Consider the following 16,362-nt stretch of genomic DNA (forward strand, 5'->3'; position numbering starts at 1 on the left):
GACATTCTCTCGATACCGGATTCAAAGGATCGCGACGGCGCGCGTCCAGCCCGCCGACGCGCCGCGAATCTTGTGGGGAAAGCACGACACCGTGAAGCCGTGGTCGGGCAGCGCTTCGAGGTTGTGCAGCTTTTCCAGGTGGCAGTAGCCGATATCGCGGCCCGCCTTGTGCCCTTCCCAGATCAGCGCCTTGTTGCCGGTCTCGGCCACGCGCTTCGCGGTATAGGAAAACGGCGCGTCCCAGCTCCAGGCGTCGGTGCCGGTCAGACGCACGCCGCGTTCGAGCAGATACATGGTCGCTTCGTAGCCCATGCCGCAGCCCGCGCTCACATAGTCGTTGTGACCGTAGCGCGATCCCGCGCGCGTGTTCACGAGCACGATGTCGAGCGGTTCGAGCGTGTAGCCGATTCGTTTGAGTTCGGCTTCGACATCGGCTGCGCTCACGACATAGCCATCGGGGAAATGACGGAAATCGAGCTTCACGCCCGGTTGAAAGCACCATTCGAGCGGCACGTGATCGATCGTCGTGGAAGGCTTCGGCTCGCCGAAACTTGCGTCCATCGTCGAATGAAAGTGATATGGCGCGTCCAGATGGGTGCCCGAATGCGTCGTGAGCGTGACCCATTCGGCGGCGGCCGCCTCGCCATCGGGAAAGTCTTGAGGCTGCACGCCCGGCAGCATCGCGAGAAATTCGGGCACGGTATCGGCGTGGCGCTGATAGGTGATCTTCGGCGCGAGCGGCGGCGGGTCGGAGAGCACGTCGTTCTCCAGATAGATCGACAGGTCGATGAACGTTCGCGGGGTTTTCATAGGGTTCCTGATTAATTATTCGAGTGATCGTGCGACGCGTTGTCGATGCGAACCACGCGCTGATCGATGACGCCGAACGGCGCCTGCATCCCGTCGATGCTGCGCGCTTCCATTCGCACGCGGTCGCCGAAGCGCATGAACGGCGTGCGCGGCTGGCCGCTCTCCAGCAGTTCGAGCACGCGCCGCTCCGCGATACACGCCGAGCCCGCGGGCGCGCCTTCGTTCGAGACCGTGCCCGAGCCGATCAAGGTGCCCGCGCTCAGCGCGCGCGTGCGCGCGGCGTGCGCGATCAACTCGCCGAAGTGGAAATGCATCGCGCGGCCATCGGGCTCGCCGAACCACGCGCCGTCGCGCTCGACATGCAGCTTCAGCGCGAGCCGGCCATCGCGCCACGCGTCGCCGAGCGCGGCGGGCGTCACGGCCATCGGCGCGAAGCTCGTCGATGGTTTCGCGTGCAAAAAGCCGAAGCCGGTCTTCATCTCGCGCGGGCCGAACGCACGCAGGCTCCAGTCGTTGAGCTGCACGACGAGCCGGATAAAACCGAGCGCCTCGCGAGGCGAGACGCCCATCGGCGTCGCGCCGACGATCACGCCGAACTCGCCTTCGAAGTCGATCTGATGCGCCTCATCGGGCAACGCGACATCGTCGCGCGGACCCAGAAAGTCGTCGCTCGCGCCTTGATACATGAGCGGCACCTCACGCGCATCGGGCATCGGCGCCGTGTTGAACGCGCGCTCCATCAACGCGCCGTGCGCCAGAAACGCCGATCCATCGCACCACTGAAACGTCCGGGGCAACGGCGCACGCAGGCGGGCCTGATCGAGCACGAAGCTCTCGCTCTCGATCAACGCGCCCGCATCGAGCGCGACGCGATGCGCGTCGAGCGCGGGCGCCACGGCGTCCCATTGCTCGATCGCGCACAGCAGGTTCGGCGCGATCTGCGTGGCGAGCGCGCCGCGCGTGCCGTCTGTCGACACGACGCAGAGCGCGCCGTCGGCGCTGCCGTCGTCGAGCGTGGCGAGCTTCAGTTTCATCGCTGTCTCCTTCATGCCGTCGCGCTCAGATCGGCTGCGCCAGCGCCGCGAGCGTTTCGCGCATGATGCCCGCGTGCTCCATGCGGTCGCCGCCCGCAATCTCGATCTCGCCGAGCCGCGCCGAGTTCTCCACCACCATGCGGCAGCGTTCCCAGCGGCGCGCCTCGAAACGCGCGAGCCGTTGCGTGAGCGCGCCCTCGCCCATGCACTCCTGCGCGAGCACGATGGCGTCTTCGATGCCGATGCACGCGCCCGACGCCATATGCGGCGTCGTGGCATGCACCGCGTCGCCGATCAGCACCACGCGGCCCGTGTACCAGGGGCGCGGCAGCAGCAGGCTTTCGAGCGGGCGATAGACGATCTGCGAGTGCTCGCCCAGTTGATCGCGCAAGGCCCGGACTTCCGGCGCGCCGAACGTGTCGAGCAGATCGCGCAATTGCGTGACGAATTGCGCGGGATCGACGAACTCGTTCGACGGACGGTTCTCCGTGAGAAAGAGGTACATCGCCTCGCGCGAAACGGGATTGACGCCCGCCTTCAGGCGCTCGCCGACCCACATCGACGCCGTGCTCACCTGCTCGGGCCGCTCGAACACGGCGCGCCACACGCCCTGGCCGCTATAGGCCGGTGCGGGCGCGTGCGGGAACGCCTGCTTGCGCAGCGTCGAGTAAAGACCGTCCGCGCCGATCACGAGGTCGTAGCGCCGCGCCGATTCATCGGAGAACGTCACCTCGACGCCCTCGCCGTCTTCGCGCCACGCGCTCACGGTGCAGCCCAGGCGCACATCGGCGCCGCTCTCGCGCGTGGCCTGCGCGAGAATCGCGGCCAACGCGGGCCGCATGATCGCGCCGCCGCCCGGCACATCGTCGCCTGCGATGCGCGGCGTGGGCAGCGTGCCGATGGGCGTGCCGTCCGCGAGCGCGACGTTCACGCCGTCGGCGGCATAACCGGTGGCGAGGAACGCGTCGAGCACGCCGAGCGTGCGGAACGCGCGCAGCGTCGCGCCGCCGAGGCTGATGCCCGCGCCATACGAACGCCAGCCCGGATCGATCTCGACGAGATCGACCGCCACGCCGCGCTTGCGAAACTCAATGGCGGCCGACATGCCGGAAAAGCCGCCGCCCACTACCAGCACACGAGAAATGCCTTCAGGCATGGTCCCACTCCACAAAATCGTTATCGGAATCGTTATTGCTCAACCACAGTTCGCCGCCCTCGGTCAGCGTGAGCGCGATGCGTTGCAGACGCGCGCCTTCGCACGGCCCGCGCACGCACACGCCGCTCGCGAGTTCGAACAGTGCGCCGTGCCCCGCGCAAACGATGTGACGTCCGTCGGCGCTCAGATAGCGGTCCTTGCGCCACGCGAGCGGCACCGCGTCGCCGGGCGGGTAATGCGGACACGCGTTGCGCCAGGCATCGACGCTTGCTGTGTGGTCCGCACGGCGAATCACGAACAGCGTGTCGCGCCCGCTGCCGTGCGGATCGAACCCGCGCGACGCGCCGGGTGCGAGGTCGTCGAGATGGCAGAGCCGCACGGCGCGCGACGTCGCTGCGTTCACGCGGCTGCGCCCTTCGGCGGCGGACCGCCCGGCATCCAGCGCTCGCGATGCTGGAACAGGAAGAGTTGCGACGCGTCCGCGCTCATCGGCGCTTCGCGCGCGATCCACTCGGCGTCGTGCAGATCCATGTCGGCGTCGTATTCGACGTGACAGCCGAGCGGGCTGTTGAAGTACCAGAACCAGTTCGAGCCGAAGCGATGACGCCCCGGTCCCCAGAACGACTGATAGCCCTTCTCGACGAAGCGCGTGCCCGCCTGCATCAGTTCGCTCGGGCCGCCGAGGTGGAACGTGAAGTGCTCGCAGCCCTTCATGAACGGCGGCGTCTGGATCAGGAACAGCGTGTGATGATCGTGCGTGCCCGCGGGGCGCAGGAACGGTCCCACGCCCGTGAAGCGGTCCGAGCAGACGAAGCCCAGACGCTCGACGTAAAACGCTTCGGCGGCTTGCGCGTCCGGCACGAAATAGACCACGTGCGAAAGCGAGCGCGGACGCACCGGCGCATCGGGATTCACCGCCGGCACGTTGACGCCGCGTGCGCGTTCTGCGCCCGGCGCGTTGCTCGCCTCGGCGGGCAACGCGAGCGGCTTGCGCACCGTGACCTGAAACGCGAGCGCGAAGCCCGCGTCGTCCACGCTGGCGATCGAGCCGTCCGCGCGGCGCGTCACTTCGCGGTCGCGGCCGAGTTCCTGCGCGATGGCGTCGAGCGTCGCGGCATTCGCCACGCCGTAGACGGTTTCGCGCAGCAGGTTCGCCGTGGCCATCGGCGGCGGCAGGCTTGCGTCGTCCTTGCGGCGAATCACGATGGCGGTGCCGTCGAGCGCCTCGAAGCGGCCGCCTTCGGCGCTCACGTCAACGGGGGAGAGACCGTAGTCGGTCAGATATTGCGCGCAGGCCGCGACGTCGTCGACGCCGAACACCAGTGCATCCGGTCCAATGATATTCATCTGGATTCCTCTTTAAATTCCATTCAGGCCAGTGCCGTGCGCGCGCCGAGGGTTTCGGCCACCCAGTCGGCGATATACGCGCCCGCGTTCGCGGAGTTGTCGAAGCTGCTGTGCTGCACGCCGCCCTCGCGCTCCGTGAAGATCTTCAGTTCGCGCTTCGGGCTGTTGACGAGTTGCTCGTAGGTGCGCTGCGCCCACTGCAGCGGGATCTGCGAGTCCTGCTCGCCGTGCGTGACGAGGAACGGCACCTTCACGCGGTCGAGCACGCCGTCGAGATGTACGTGTTCCGCGATCTGCATAAATTCGTCCATGTCGCGCGCGCCCCAGACCCAGCGCACGTGTTCCCAGTAATGCGGCACCGGGAAATTGCCTTCGCGTTGCAGGCGGCGCTTCTGCACTTCGCGCCAGTCGTGATTCGCGCCCCACACCACGCCGCACGCGAAGCGCGGTTCGAACGCCACGGCGCGCGGGCAGAAGTAACCGCCGAGCGACACGCCTTCGAGGCCGATGCGAGCGGCGTCGATATCGGCACGCTGTTCGAGCCAGTCGACGAGCGGCGTCGCCCAATGCTCGCTGTCATGACGCGCGTGCAGGCCATGCAGACGCAGCGCCTCGCCGCTGCCGGGCTGATCCACCACGAGCGAGGCCACGCCGCGTTTCGCGAGCCATTGCGGCAAGCCCACGCGGTACTTGAGTTCCTTGGTCGAATCGAGCCCGTTCACCTGCACGAGCACGGGCGCGCGTCCGGACACGCCCTCGGCGCGCACGTAGAGCGCGGAGAGTTCGGTGTCGCCATAGGGGATCGTCACGCGTTCGCAGTTTTCGCCGGAGAGCGCGAGGCCGCGCGCGAACACGTCGAGAAAGCGGCGATACAGTTCGACGCGCCCCGGCGCGCCATGCGCCTGCAAGCGCTCGCAGGTCAGCAGATAGATCGCGGCGCGGTTGTATTTGTCGCCCGCCGAGATCAGCCGGCCCTTTGCTTCGTCTTCGGCGGCGAGCACGCAGAGGCGTTCCGCCGTTTGCGACCACGCGTCGCGAAACGCAGCGGTGCCGACGGCGTCGCGGTCCTTCGAGGCGTCGATGAGCGGGGCGCACATCGCTTCGATTTCGCCGATGCGGCCGCCCATTTCGAGCGCGAGATCGACGGCGAGATTCCAGCCGTAATTAGTCGGGAAATATTTGAACATGGTTGCCCTTGTCAATAAGCCAATAAAGCCGATGAAAGAATCAGTTGATCGCGGGATCGCGCAGCGGCAGCCAGACGCCGCCTTCGCGCGACGACGCGAGCGCGGTGTGCACGAAGCGCATGCCTTCGAGGCCGTCGTCGAGCGTCGGAAACGCGCTCGCCTGCGCGGCGCGCTGCGGATCGTCGCGATGGGCGCGGACTGCGTCGGCGAAATCGCCGTATAGATTCGCGAAGGCTTCGAGATAGCCTTCGGGATGCCCCATCGGAATACGCGTGGCCGCCGCCGCAGCGGCGCTCAGGCTCGCGTCGCCGCGACGGATCGTGCGCGGGCTCTCGTTGAGCGGCGCGAAGCGCAGTTCGTCGGGCGTTTCCTGGCGCCAGCTCAGGCCGCCGCGCGAGCCGTACACCGCGAGTTCGAGATTGTTAGCATTGCCAGGCGCTGTCTGGCTCGCCCACAGCAGGCCGCGTGCGCCGTTGGTGAAGCGCAGCATGACCTGGGCGTTGTCGTCGAGACGGCGGCCCGGCACGGCGCTCGTGAGATCCGCGAGCAGGAGGTGCGGCGTGAGACCGGTGACGAAGCGCGCGAGGTGATACGCGTGCGTGCCGATATCGGCGATGCAGCCGCCCTCGCCCGCGAGCGCGGGATCGCTGCGCCACGCCGCCTGCTTGTTGCCCGTGGTTTCCAGCGCTTCGCTGAGCCAGTCCTGCGCGTAACGCACCTGCACCGAGCGGATCTCGCCCAGCGCGCCCGCCTTCACCATCTCGCGCGCGTGGCGCACGAGCGGATAACCGCTATACGTGTAGGTCACGCCGAACAGACGGCCGGAGATGCGCGCGACATCGGCCAGCGCGCGCGCCTCGGCGAGCGTGGTCGCGAGCGGCTTGTCGCAGACCACGTGCAGGCCCGCCGCGAGGCAGTCGCGCGCGACGCGCGCATGCAGATGATTGGGCGTGACGATCACGACCGCTTCGATGCCGTCCGCGCGTTCGCGCTCGGCGCTCAGCATCGTCTGCCAGCTGGCATACGCGCGCGAGGCATCGACGCCAATCGCCTCGCCCGACGCGCGCGAGCGCGCCGCGTCCGACGAGAATGCACCCGCCACCAGCCGGTAACGGCCATCGAGCCGCGCGGCCATGCGATGCACCGCGCCGATGAACGCGCCCTCGCCGCCGCCCACCATGCCGATCCTGATTTCGTCATTCATGCTTCGGTATCCTTTCTATTGCTGCGTGTGCGTCCGCTACTGCGCCTGCGATCAATCGAATCCGAGCAGACGCCGGTTCGCGGCCTCGTCCACGCCCGACGCGGCGAAGTCGTCGAACGCGCGCTGCGTGACCTCGATGATGTGATCGGCAATAAAACGCGCCCCTTCGCGCGCGCCCACCGCCGCGTCCTTGAGCGCGCATTCCCACTCAAGCACGGCCCAGCCCGCGAAGTCGTACTGCGCGAGCTTCGAGAAGATCGCGCGAAAATCGATCTGGCCGTCGCCGAGCGAGCGGAAGCGCCCGGCGCGTTCGAGCCACGATCCATAGCCGCCGTACACGCCGCGCCGTCCATCGGGGCGGAACTCCGCGTCTTTCACGTGAAAGGCCTTGATGCGTTCGTGATAGAGGTCGATGAACGCGAGATAGTCCATGCACTGCAAATGCAGATGGCTCGGGTCGTACAGGAGGTTCGCGCGCGCGTGGCCGCCGAGCGCGTCCAGAAAACGCTCGAAGCTCGCGCCGTCGTGCAGGTCTTCGCCGGGATGAATCTCGTAGCAGACGTCGACGCCCACGGCGTCGAACGCATCGAGAATCGGCCGCCAGCGGCGCGCCAGTTCCGCGAACGCCATGTCCACGAGACCGGCCGGACGCTGCGGCCACGGATAGAGAAACGGCCAGGCGAGCGCACCCGAAAACGTGGCGTGCGCGTCGAGCCCGAGACGGCGGCTCGCCTGCGCCGCCAGCATCAACTGCTCGACGGCCCATTGCTGACGCTCACGCGGCTGGCCGCGCAAGGCCTGCGGACAGAAGCCATCGAACGCGGCGTCATAGGCGGGATGCACGGCCACGAGCTGACCTTGCAGGTGCGTGGAAAGCTCGGTCACGGCGAGGCCGTGTTCGGCGAGCGTGCCGCGCACTTCATCGGCGTAAGTCTGGCTCGTGGCCGCGCGCTCCAGGTCGATCAGACGCGTATCCCACGACGGAATCTGCACGCCCCGATAGCCGAGCGCCGACGCCCAGCGCGCGATCGAATCGAGCGAGTTGAACGGCGCTTCGTCGCTCGCGAACTGAGCGAGAAAGAGCGCGGGGCCGCGAAGGGTCTTCATGATGGGCGTGCTTCCAGTCGTGGGAGTTCAGGCAAAACGTGAGGCAAATGTGGAGCCGATATCAAGCCAGGCTTACTCGGCGTCCTTGCGCGTGGCGCTCACCGGCCTCACGTCGCTCGTGCCGTGCGGATGCCTGGGCGCGCGGCTCTGCGGGCCGTCCTTGCGCGAGTTCGGCGGCGAAGGCGGCTGGTCGATGCGCGGCGCAGGCGGCGGCCCGCGCCGGATCGTGCGGCACTTTTCCTCGTAGTGATCGTGCTTCCAGACCTGGCGGCACACGCGCTTGACCTGCTCCGCCGAGCTGGCTGCGCTCGCGGGCGGCGCAGTGCTCTCCGCCGCGCCAACATTCAGGATTCCCGATAAAGCGAGCAAGACGCTCAAGATAATGCGTAGATACATGGTCGATCTCCGGTCGGCGTGGATCAGAAGCGGTGGGTGATACCCACACGCGCCACGGTTTGCGTGGCGCTGCTCGAGCCGACCATCGCATAGTTGATTTCGGCCGTCGCGCCTTCGCCGCTCGCGTGCTGCCACGTCACGGTCGCGTAGATGTCCGAGCGTTTGGACAGGCCGTAGAAAATGCCCGCGCCCAGCTGATTGGCGTGATAGCGGTTCTGCGCGGCGTTCGCCCAGTCGTAGTGGTAATTCACCGACAGGACCGTATTGCGCGTGACCGGATACTGGCCGCCCACGCCCACCACCTGCACGCCCGTGCCGAGCGCCGTATTGCGCGTGTTCGTGTAGACCGCGTCCACGGTGCCCGCGCCCACGGCGAGGCGGCCGCCGAAGCCCCAGTTGCGCAGCGCCTGGCCCGACTCGACGATGTCGGCCGAACGCGTGAAGGTGTACGCCGCATCGAGTTGCAGCGGGCCGACGCTGTAGTCGAGGCCGAAGCTGTTCGAATCGCCGCTGCCCATATGGCCCGCGACATTGCCGAACGCGTACATCGCGCCGAACGTGAGGCCGTTGATCGTCGGGGACCGGTAGCTCACCGCGTTATTGAAGGTGTACCAGCCCGCCTGGCCGTTGAAGTCCATCGAGCCGTATTTCAGGCCCAGTTTGCTGAACGGTCCGGCCGAGGTGTAGTACGGCGGCGCCGAATACAGTTGCGGGCCCCAGCGCGCGACGGTCAGCGAGAGGAACATGAAGTCGTTCAGCTGGCCCATTGTGAGCGTGCCCCACCGGTCGTTGCTGACGCCGAACGAAGGACCGAAACCGTAGTTCGCGCCGGTCGAGGTATTGAAGGTATTGCTCACGTCGAAGATCACCTTCGTGCCGCCGCCGATGTCTTCGGTGCCGCGGAACCCGTACGCGCTTTTCCACATGATGTTCGGCTGCATCTCGACGAGCGACTTGCCGCCCGCGTTCGAGATGTACGTGATACCCGTGTCGATCGTGCCGTACAGCGTGACCTGCTGCGCGCTCGCGGCGGTGCCGGCGAGGCACAGCCCGAGCGGAATGCCGAAGCGGCCGAGGCGGGTCCAGCGGCTTGCGCGTTCCTGCTGCCTCCAGCGGCTGCGCTTGCCGGCCGCGCTGCGCGCGTGCCAGTCGCATTGGGGGTTCATCGTGATCGTCTCCTGACCTGTCTGCGTCGTTATCGTGCGGCTCGCGCGGGTGGCGGGCCGTGCTGCGCCGCGCTGTCGTTCGCAGCGCGTGGATCGAATTATTGACAGGCGCCGGCATCACGAAAAATGAAAAATATCGCGCACACTGTATTGATTGCCGTGATACCTCGGCGAAACATTGAAGGCCGCGTCCAGACTGGCTTCCGGCGCGATTTGGCGGCGTCTGCGCCTGGGGAAATCACTAACAGCCGAACCGAACTATTGTTCCGCACAATTCGTCCCACGGCGCCTCCCACTACGCCTCCGCCACGCCCCCTTCAGCCCCACGCCTGCGCATGCGCCTCAAAGGACTCGATCTCAATCTGCTCGTCGTGCTCGACGCGCTGCTCACCGAGCGCAGCGTCTCGCGCGCGGCGTTGCGCATCGGCCTGAAGCAGTCGGCGGTCAGTTCGGCGCTCGGCCGTCTGCGCGAGCATTTCGACGACGCGCTGCTCGAATGGCGCAACCGCCAGATGACGCCGACCACGCTCGGCTACGAACTGCAATCGACGCTGCGCACGCTGCTCCAGCGCGCGGATGTGATCGCCAACGCCAATCACGCGTTCGTGCCCGCCGACGCGCAGCAGGAGTTCGTGGTGCTGTGTTCCGATTACGTCGCGCAGGTGTTCATGCCGCGCGTGATCGCGCGGCTGATGGAGGCCGCGCCGCACGTGTCGCTGTCGATCCGTCCGCTGATCAGCCTGCTGCCGCGCGCGCGCAATCTGATGGGCGATGAAATCGAGCGGCGCGGCGCGCATCTCGCGATCGCGCCGAAGGAGTTCACGTCGGCGGATCAGCCTTCCATCGATCTCTTTCACGAAACGTTCACCTGCATCGTCTCGCGCGACAACGCGCTGGTCGGCAAGACGCTGAGCACGAAGCAGTATTCGACGCTGCCGCACGTCATCGCGACGTTCATGGATTCGGCCGCGAACACGGTGGAAGGCCGCCGCCTCGAACGCGCGGGCGTGGCGCGCAAGGTCGATGTGATCGTGCCCAACTTTCTGCTGGTACCCGAATTCGTGATCGGCACCGAGCGCATCGGCACGGTGCCGTCGCGTCTCGCGCTCGACTGGGAGCGCACGATGCCGTTGCGCGTGGTGCCCGCACCGTTCGCGGCGATCGACGTCTGGGAGACGCTGCAAGTGAGCGCGGCGCACGCGGGCGATCCCGCGGTGGAATGGCTCGCGCGCACGATCGTCGACTGCGCGAGCGGCTTTTGATGCGGCTTTTGATGCGGCTTTTGAAGGACCTCGCGCCATGCGTTATCGCTCGATCGATCTGAACCTGCTCGTGGTGCTCGACGCGCTGCTCGACGACCCGAGCGTCACGCGCGTGGCCGACCGGCTCAACGTGGGGCAGCCCGCGATCAGCGCCATGCTCGCGCGCCTGCGCGAACATTTCGGCGATCCGCTGCTCGTGCAGCAGGGCCGCACGCTCACGCTCAGTCCCGTTGCGCTCGAACTCAAACCCGCCGTGCACGGCTGGCTCGAACGCGCGCGCGTGCTGACGTCCGCGAAACCCGGCTTCGATCCCTCGCGCGCGGAGCGGCGCTTTTCGATTGCCTGTTCGGAGATCGTCGCGGGCTTCGTGCTGCCGCTGATGAGCGCGCGTCTCGCGCGGACCGCGCCCGGCGTCAGCCTGAACGTGCGGACCTTCAGCGCGTTTCGTTCGGCGCGCGCGCCCGCCGTCGAAGTGCTCGAACGCCAGGGCGTGGACTTCGTGGTGCTGCCGTCGCTGTTCACGTCGGCGGACCATCCGCGCCGTCCGCTGCTCACGGCGCCGTATCGCTGTCTCGTGTGGCGCGGCAACGAAGCCGCGCGCGGCCCGCTCGACGAAGCGGCGTTCTACGCGCTGCCGCATATCGTGCCGACGCTGCTCGACGGCAGCGTGGCGACCATCGAGTCCGACGATGCGCTGATCCATCGCGCGCAGCGCGAGCGCGTCGTGCGCACCGAGCATCTGCTCGCGATTCCGTTCGCGATTCCCGGCACGCCGCTGATCGCCACGTTGCCGTCGTTCGTCGCCGAGCGCTTCGCGGCCCGGCAGCGCGAACTGCGCGTCGTCGATTGTCCGATCCCGTTGCCGCCGCTCGCCGAAGTCGTGCAGTGGCAGCAGACGCGCGAAAACGATCCCGCCTATGCGTGGTTCAAGGACACGCTGATCGACTGCGCGCGCGAGATCGCGCCGGTTGCCTGACGCGCGCGGCGTCGTCTGCAAAGCGTGAAAATCTGAAAGCCTGAAAAACAAAACGCCATGCCGGTATGCGCGGCATGGCGTCGATCAAGCGTCGAATCGAACGGTCACTGACCGGCGGTCGTCCCTTGCGGCACGCCCCAGCCTTCGCGGCGCGCACGCGGCACGGCGGCGAGCACGAGCAGCGCAAACACCGCGAGACTCATGCCGCCGAGCCAGCCGAGCGACACGCCGATGCTGCCCGCCGCCTTCATCGCGCCGATGGCGACCGGCGCGCTGATGAACTGGCCGAGGAAGAACGCGCACATCCAGATGCCGGTGCCGCGTCCGCGCAGTTCGAACGGCAGGCGCTGCAAAGCCATCGTCAGCAGCACGGGCAGCACGAAACCGCCGCCGAGCTGATGCACCGTGGCAGCCACGACGTCCATATGCGGATCGCCGGTGCGGCCGAGCGCGACGAGCCCCGCGCCCATCAGCAGGAAGGGCAGGCACACGATCACGTCGAGGCGGATGCGCAGCGCCGCGCGGCGGAACAGGAACGCGCCGATCGGAATCGCAATGCTCGCAATCGAAATCAGCACGCCAATGCTCGCGGGCGAGGTCACGCCGTGGCTCGCGAGCACGGCGCCCATCTGCACGGGAATCAGGTAGAACAGCAGCGAGCCGATCACCGTGAGCACGCCGTTGCCGAGCAGCATGCCCCACGGGAAGCGCGTCGTCTGCGAGGCTTCGCGCTCGCGCGGCGCGGGCTCCCAGGTCCAGAGCAGCGTGGCGGCGAACAGCACGAGACTGAGCGCGTACATCGCGAACGGAATGCGCCAGTTGTCGCGCCCGAGCACGCCGCCGAGCATGATGAACGCAATGCCCGAGACGGACGCGATGCCCGACTGCGCCGACAGCCATTTCACGCGTTCGGAGCCGGTGAAGTAGTCGCCGAGCAAGGTCGTGCTGCAGACCATGATGACGGCCTCCGCGACGCCCACGCCGAGGCGGCTCACGAGGATTTGCGGCAGCGTATGCAGATAGAGCGGCGCGGTCCCGCACAGCACATAGAACAGCAGCGCGAAGAGATAGGCGCGGCGCCGGCCGATACGGTCCGCCGCCAGCCCGATCACGGGCGCGAGCAGCGCCACGCACAGCGAGGGCACGGTCAGCGCCATCGGCACCAGGAAATCGACGCCGGGCGTCGCCGCGAATTCGGCGTGCAGGCTCGGCAGCAGCGGCGCCATCACAACCGCGCCCATCACCGACATCGTCGATGCCACGCTCAGCACGAGGCCTTGCGCCGTGCCGGCCTGCCGTTGCGGGCCGCCGGCTTGTGCTCTATTTGTCATACGCGTCTCCTTGCGGCCGTCGTGGCGGCCGTTGTCTCATAGGTGTGTCGCTACATCGGTTCGAGCCGGGCGCGCGAGCGCATGCTACCAGCATTCGCGCGCCCGGCGCCCGATTTCCCTCGGATCAGCCCAGCGTCAGGCGCTTGCGATCCTTCCCCACCAGCGTGAACGGCAGGTAGGAAATGCGCAGATGCTGCTCGATCTGCACGTCGTGCTCGCCCGTCGCGGGCAGCGCGCCGTCCACTTCGAGCCGCGCGACTTCGCCGAAGCCCCAGCGCGCGTCGTGCGCCGCGCCGAGCTGCGCGAGCGCGAAGCTGCCGTCGGCGACGCACAGCGTCATGCGCTCGGGCGCGACCGGCTCGCCGTCGATCGTCAGCGCGATCTGCTCGACCATCGACAGACCGAGCGCGCGGTAATAAGGCAGCCGCACGTCGACCGAGAAGCCGTTCGGCTCGCCCGCTTCGAGACGCGGGCGCAGGCTGTTTTCACAAAGGATGTATTTATCGAACATGGTGTGTGTCTCCGCGAATGGATGCTGTGAGCGTTCGCCGTGATTTGCCTTATGCCGCCACCGGCGCGTATTGCTCCAGCAGACGCTCGAACATCGCATGCTGCCGGCGCACCTGCTCGACGCTGTCGACTTCGAAGGCGTCCTGCACGTGGCGATTGCCTTCGTATTCGCTCGACAGATAGCCGTCGTAGCCGCCCTCCACGAGCACCGGCAGGATTTCGTCGTACGGGATGCTCGGCTCGATGCACTCGGGCGTCATCTCGTAGAACTTCGCGTGAATGTGGTGAATGCGCGGCATGAATTCGAGCAGCCGCTTCGGGCTCGACCAGATCGTGTGGCGCACGGTTTCGGCCATCGCCAGCTCGACGCCCGTGCCGCCCATCTGCCGCACGTCCTGCAGCAGATACTCGGAGAGCGTGCGATCGTCGTAAGCGGCGCAGATGAAATCGGCGACCTGCTCGCGCGCGCCCATGCGCACGAAGCGGTCGCGCATCACGCGCGGATAGTGCTTCACGAAAATGCCCATGTCGGGCATGAAGCCGATGTGCTGCGTGCCGAGCCGTTCCATCGACTCCGCGTGACGCATGATCCACGGATGGTCGAAATGCAGCGGCGAATGCACTTCGAGCAGCATCTTCACGTCGTAGCGTTCGGCCGCGCTCACGCAGCGCGCGAGGATGTGCGGCGAGACGCTCACGAGCACGCGCACGAAGCGGCAGCCGAGGCGATGCGCGTGGCGCAGGTCGGCTTCGATCGAGGCGACGCATTCGTCGTCGGTCAGTCGGCGGTCCGGGTAACGCTTGGTATCGAGAAAAAGGTCGTGGCAGACCGGCGTCGTGCCGTACTGCGCCATCCAGTCGTGCCACTGCGCGTAAAAGTCGTCGGATGCGTGCGGGGCGCGAGGAATCATCTGCTCGCTCACGATCTCGATGCCGTTCGCGCCGATTTTCGCCGCCTCGGCGATGCAGCCTTCGAGATCCAGCTTGCGCAGGAAAAATTCCTCCTGATAGCTGTAGAGGCTGATTCCGCGCTGGATGCGGGCGGGTTTGGACATGCTGTCTCCGTCTTTGTGGTGAGCCTGAGACGGATTATTCGGCGGCCGCGACGCAATGAAAATTGATAGTTTTCGCGTGTGAACTATTGAATTTCGTGATTCGACGGTTCGTCCTCAAAACCGCACACCGAAAAATCTTTTCGTTCTGAACCCAATGCCGTCGCCTTCTTCGCCGGAAGGCGCGCCTGCATAGTCTCGCCATGGATCGCCGTCCGGTTCGATCCGCGCAATCCGGAAGCAATCCGGAAGCAATCCGGCAGCAATACCGGGGCAATAACCCACGCAATACCCTGGCAATACGAAGCGCGACCGTTCATGCACAGGCCTCCAGCCACGAGAGGCCGCATGGCGCCGTCGAACGCTCGTCACGACCATCCATCAGGAGACAACGATGTCCTCACAGCCCGCCCTGCCCGCGGATATCCATCGCGCGTCCGCGGATGCCACGTTCCGCAAGGCCGCCTGGCGCTTCATGCCGCTGCTGTTCGTCTGTTATGTGGTCGCTTACCTCGACCGCGTGAACGTCGGCTTCGCCAAGCTCCAGATGCTCAACGACCTGAACTTCAGCGAGGCCGTCTACGGTCTGGGCGCGGGTCTGTTTTTCGTCGGCTACTTTCTGTTCGAGGTGCCCAGCAACCTGCTGCTGCATCGGGTCGGCGCGCGCCGCTGGATCGCGCGCATCATGGTGACCTGGGCGCTGCTCTCGCTCGCCACCGCGTGGGTCACCACGCCGACGATGTTCTACGTCGTGCGCTTCCTGCTCGGCGTGGCCGAAGCGGGGTTTTATCCAGGCATGATCCTGTACTTGACCTACTGGTTTCCGTCGCAACGGCGCGGCAAGATGATGGCCGTGCTGACCGCGGGAAATCCCGTGTCGGGCATGCTCGGCGGGCCGCTTTCCGGTTACATCATGCATGCCTTCGCGGGCGTCGCCGGTCATGCGGGATGGCAGTGGCTGTTCATCATCGAGTCGGTGCCGGCGATCGCGCTCGGCATCATCGTCTTCTTCTTTCTGGACGACCGCGTGAAAGACGCCCACTGGCTCAGCGACGAAGAAAAGGCGCACATCCTCCAGGAAGTCGAAGGCGACGCGGCCGGGCGCACGCATGGCTCGTTCAAGGACGCCGTGTCCTCCGCCTGGGTCTGGCTGCTGGGTCTGATCCTGTTCGGCATCATCATGGGATCGTATGCCATCGGCTTCTGGCAGCCGACCATCATCAAGGCCTCGGGCGTCAACGACCCGCTGACGGTCGGGCTGCTCTCGACGATTCCCTACACGTGCGCGCTGATCGCCATGATGCTGGTGGGCCGCAGCGCCGACCGCCTGCGCGAGCGCCGCTGGCACGTCAGCGCCCCCGCGCTCGTGGCCGCGCTGGGCTTCTGTCTCTGCGCGTTGAGCGGCAATCAGATCGTGCCCGCGATGATCGGGCTCTCGCTCGCCGCGGCGGGCATCATTTCCGCGCTGCCGATGTTCTGGGCGCTGCCCACCTCGTTCCTCGGTGGCACCGCCGCCGCAGCGGGCATCGCGCTGATCAATTCGACCGGCAATCTCGCGGGCTTCGTCAGCCCGTCCGTCATGGGCTGGCTCAAAACCGAAACGCATTCCCTGACCTCGGGGCTCTACCTCGTCGCGGGCAGTCTCACGCTCTCGGCGATCCTGATTCTGGTGTTCCTGCCGGCCCGGGTCGTCAACCGCTGAGGCGCGCGCCCGCCGCCGCCACCGGACGCATCGAACGAACGAGCGCCCAGGCACACCTGCAAGCGAAATTTTTGGAGAAACGTCATGGCTGACAAGATGGATAAGGCTGAAAACGCGGACAA

At 66.8% G+C, this 16,362-nt stretch carries 17 protein-coding genes; 3 read left to right on the forward strand and 14 right to left on the reverse strand.

The features are described from left to right. Nucleotides 1-21: 21 nt before the first annotated feature. From LDO54_RS08035 to LDO54_RS08080, 10 genes are all read right to left on the reverse strand, one after another. Complete coding sequence (locus LDO54_RS08035) at nucleotides 22-810, reverse strand: cyclase family protein (protein WP_224008963.1); 789 nt, start codon at nucleotides 808-810, stop codon at nucleotides 22-24. An 11-nt stretch (nucleotides 811-821) separates the two neighbouring features. Further along, entirely contained in the window at nucleotides 822-1,838 is a 1,017-nt protein-coding gene (locus LDO54_RS08040; protein WP_224009066.1) for a fumarylacetoacetate hydrolase family protein, read from the reverse strand. Nucleotides 1,839-1,869: 31 nt separating this feature from the next. Further along, nucleotides 1,870-3,000, reverse strand: a complete 1,131-nt coding sequence (locus tag LDO54_RS08045) for an FAD-dependent oxidoreductase (RefSeq protein WP_224008965.1) — start codon at nucleotides 2,998-3,000, stop codon at nucleotides 1,870-1,872. After that, on the reverse strand, nucleotides 2,993-3,403 hold the full coding sequence (locus tag LDO54_RS08050; RefSeq protein WP_224008967.1) for a Rieske (2Fe-2S) protein: 411 nt from the start codon (nucleotides 3,401-3,403) through the stop codon (nucleotides 2,993-2,995). The genes LDO54_RS08045 and LDO54_RS08050 overlap by 8 nt, the downstream gene beginning before the upstream one ends. Further along, nucleotides 3,400-4,347 (reverse strand): VOC family protein, encoded by a 948-nt coding sequence (locus LDO54_RS08055; RefSeq protein ID WP_224008970.1) that lies wholly within the window; start codon nucleotides 4,345-4,347, stop codon nucleotides 3,400-3,402. Before LDO54_RS08055 ends, LDO54_RS08050 begins: the two co-directional genes overlap by 4 nt. 23 nt (nucleotides 4,348-4,370) lie before the next feature. Further along, complete coding sequence (locus LDO54_RS08060) at nucleotides 4,371-5,534, reverse strand: alpha/beta hydrolase family protein (protein WP_224008972.1); 1,164 nt, start codon at nucleotides 5,532-5,534, stop codon at nucleotides 4,371-4,373. Between the two features lie 40 nt (nucleotides 5,535-5,574). Further along, entirely contained in the window at nucleotides 5,575-6,738 is a 1,164-nt protein-coding gene (locus LDO54_RS08065) for a Gfo/Idh/MocA family protein (protein WP_224008974.1), read from the reverse strand. Between the two features lie 51 nt (nucleotides 6,739-6,789). Continuing rightward, nucleotides 6,790-7,845: a sugar phosphate isomerase/epimerase family protein gene (locus LDO54_RS08070; protein WP_224008976.1), complete on the reverse strand. Its 1,056-nt coding sequence runs from the start codon at nucleotides 7,843-7,845 to the stop codon at nucleotides 6,790-6,792. Between the two features lie 72 nt (nucleotides 7,846-7,917). Next, complete coding sequence (locus LDO54_RS08075; protein WP_224008978.1) at nucleotides 7,918-8,241, reverse strand: hypothetical protein; 324 nt, start codon at nucleotides 8,239-8,241, stop codon at nucleotides 7,918-7,920. A 23-nt stretch (nucleotides 8,242-8,264) separates the two neighbouring features. Beyond that, the gene (locus tag LDO54_RS08080; RefSeq protein WP_224008979.1) at nucleotides 8,265-9,407 is read right to left on the reverse strand and encodes a porin; all 1,143 of its coding nucleotides are present in this window, start codon (nucleotides 9,405-9,407) and stop codon (nucleotides 8,265-8,267) included. Between the two features lie 335 nt (nucleotides 9,408-9,742). Here LDO54_RS08080 and LDO54_RS08085 point away from each other — a divergent pair, with 335 nt between their 5' ends. Next, nucleotides 9,743-10,669 (forward strand): LysR family transcriptional regulator, encoded by a 927-nt coding sequence (locus tag LDO54_RS08085; RefSeq protein WP_224008981.1) that lies wholly within the window; start codon nucleotides 9,743-9,745, stop codon nucleotides 10,667-10,669. A 37-nt stretch (nucleotides 10,670-10,706) separates the two neighbouring features. After that, entirely contained in the window at nucleotides 10,707-11,645 is a 939-nt protein-coding gene (locus LDO54_RS08090; protein ID WP_224008983.1) for a LysR family transcriptional regulator, read from the forward strand. A gap of 104 nt (nucleotides 11,646-11,749) precedes the next feature. Here the strand turns inward: LDO54_RS08090 and LDO54_RS08095 are convergent, their stop codons facing one another. From LDO54_RS08095 to LDO54_RS08110, 4 genes are all read right to left on the reverse strand, one after another. Continuing rightward, on the reverse strand, nucleotides 11,750-12,976 hold the full coding sequence (locus LDO54_RS08095) for an MFS transporter (RefSeq protein WP_224008985.1): 1,227 nt from the start codon (nucleotides 12,974-12,976) through the stop codon (nucleotides 11,750-11,752). Nucleotides 12,977-13,100: 124 nt separating this feature from the next. Further along, nucleotides 13,101-13,487, reverse strand: a complete 387-nt coding sequence (locus LDO54_RS08100; RefSeq protein ID WP_224008987.1) for a C-glycoside deglycosidase beta subunit domain-containing protein — start codon at nucleotides 13,485-13,487, stop codon at nucleotides 13,101-13,103. Between the two features lie 49 nt (nucleotides 13,488-13,536). After that, nucleotides 13,537-14,541, reverse strand: coding sequence for a sugar phosphate isomerase/epimerase family protein (locus LDO54_RS08105; RefSeq protein WP_224008989.1), 1,005 nt, complete (start codon nucleotides 14,539-14,541; stop codon nucleotides 13,537-13,539). Between the two features lie 83 nt (nucleotides 14,542-14,624). Beyond that, nucleotides 14,625-14,858: a hypothetical protein gene (locus LDO54_RS08110; RefSeq protein ID WP_224008991.1), complete on the reverse strand. Its 234-nt coding sequence runs from the start codon at nucleotides 14,856-14,858 to the stop codon at nucleotides 14,625-14,627. A 74-nt stretch (nucleotides 14,859-14,932) separates the two neighbouring features. On the opposite strand from LDO54_RS08110, the gene LDO54_RS08115 reads away from it, so the two are divergent. After that, nucleotides 14,933-16,240 (forward strand): MFS transporter, encoded by a 1,308-nt coding sequence (locus LDO54_RS08115; protein ID WP_224008992.1) that lies wholly within the window; start codon nucleotides 14,933-14,935, stop codon nucleotides 16,238-16,240. Nucleotides 16,241-16,362 lie beyond the last annotated feature (122 nt).

Origin of the sequence: Paraburkholderia tropica, assembly GCF_914484835.1 — a bacterium.
Taxonomy (GTDB): domain Bacteria; phylum Pseudomonadota; class Gammaproteobacteria; order Burkholderiales; family Burkholderiaceae; genus Paraburkholderia; species Paraburkholderia tropica_A.

Bases quoted from the DNA above. Each gene is read 5' to 3' on its own strand.
- LDO54_RS08035 (WP_224008963.1), bottom strand. From the start codon at position 810: ATGAAAACCCCGCGAACGTTCATCGACCTGTCGATCTATCTGGAGAAC.
- LDO54_RS08045 (WP_224008965.1), bottom strand. From the start codon at position 3,000: ATGCCTGAAGGCATTTCTCGTGTGCTGGTAGTGGGCGGCGGCTTTTCC.
- LDO54_RS08055 (WP_224008970.1), bottom strand. From the start codon at position 4,347: ATGAATATCATTGGACCGGATGCACTGGTGTTCGGCGTCGACGACGTC.
- LDO54_RS08060 (WP_224008972.1), bottom strand. From the start codon at position 5,534: ATGTTCAAATATTTCCCGACTAATTACGGCTGGAATCTCGCCGTCGAT.
- LDO54_RS08065 (WP_224008974.1), bottom strand. From the start codon at position 6,738: ATGAATGACGAAATCAGGATCGGCATGGTGGGCGGCGGCGAGGGCGCG.
- LDO54_RS08070 (WP_224008976.1), bottom strand. From the start codon at position 7,845: ATGAAGACCCTTCGCGGCCCCGCGCTCTTTCTCGCTCAGTTCGCGAGC.
- LDO54_RS08075 (WP_224008978.1), bottom strand. From the start codon at position 8,241: ATGTATCTACGCATTATCTTGAGCGTCTTGCTCGCTTTATCGGGAATC.
- LDO54_RS08080 (WP_224008979.1), bottom strand. From the start codon at position 9,407: ATGAACCCCCAATGCGACTGGCACGCGCGCAGCGCGGCCGGCAAGCGC.
- LDO54_RS08085 (WP_224008981.1), top strand. From the start codon at position 9,743: ATGCGCCTCAAAGGACTCGATCTCAATCTGCTCGTCGTGCTCGACGCG.
- LDO54_RS08090 (WP_224008983.1), top strand. From the start codon at position 10,707: ATGCGTTATCGCTCGATCGATCTGAACCTGCTCGTGGTGCTCGACGCG.
- LDO54_RS08095 (WP_224008985.1), bottom strand. From the start codon at position 12,976: ATGACAAATAGAGCACAAGCCGGCGGCCCGCAACGGCAGGCCGGCACG.
- LDO54_RS08100 (WP_224008987.1), bottom strand. From the start codon at position 13,487: ATGTTCGATAAATACATCCTTTGTGAAAACAGCCTGCGCCCGCGTCTC.
- LDO54_RS08105 (WP_224008989.1), bottom strand. From the start codon at position 14,541: ATGTCCAAACCCGCCCGCATCCAGCGCGGAATCAGCCTCTACAGCTAT.
- LDO54_RS08110 (WP_224008991.1), bottom strand. From the start codon at position 14,858: ATGAACGGTCGCGCTTCGTATTGCCAGGGTATTGCGTGGGTTATTGCC.
- LDO54_RS08115 (WP_224008992.1), top strand. From the start codon at position 14,933: ATGTCCTCACAGCCCGCCCTGCCCGCGGATATCCATCGCGCGTCCGCG.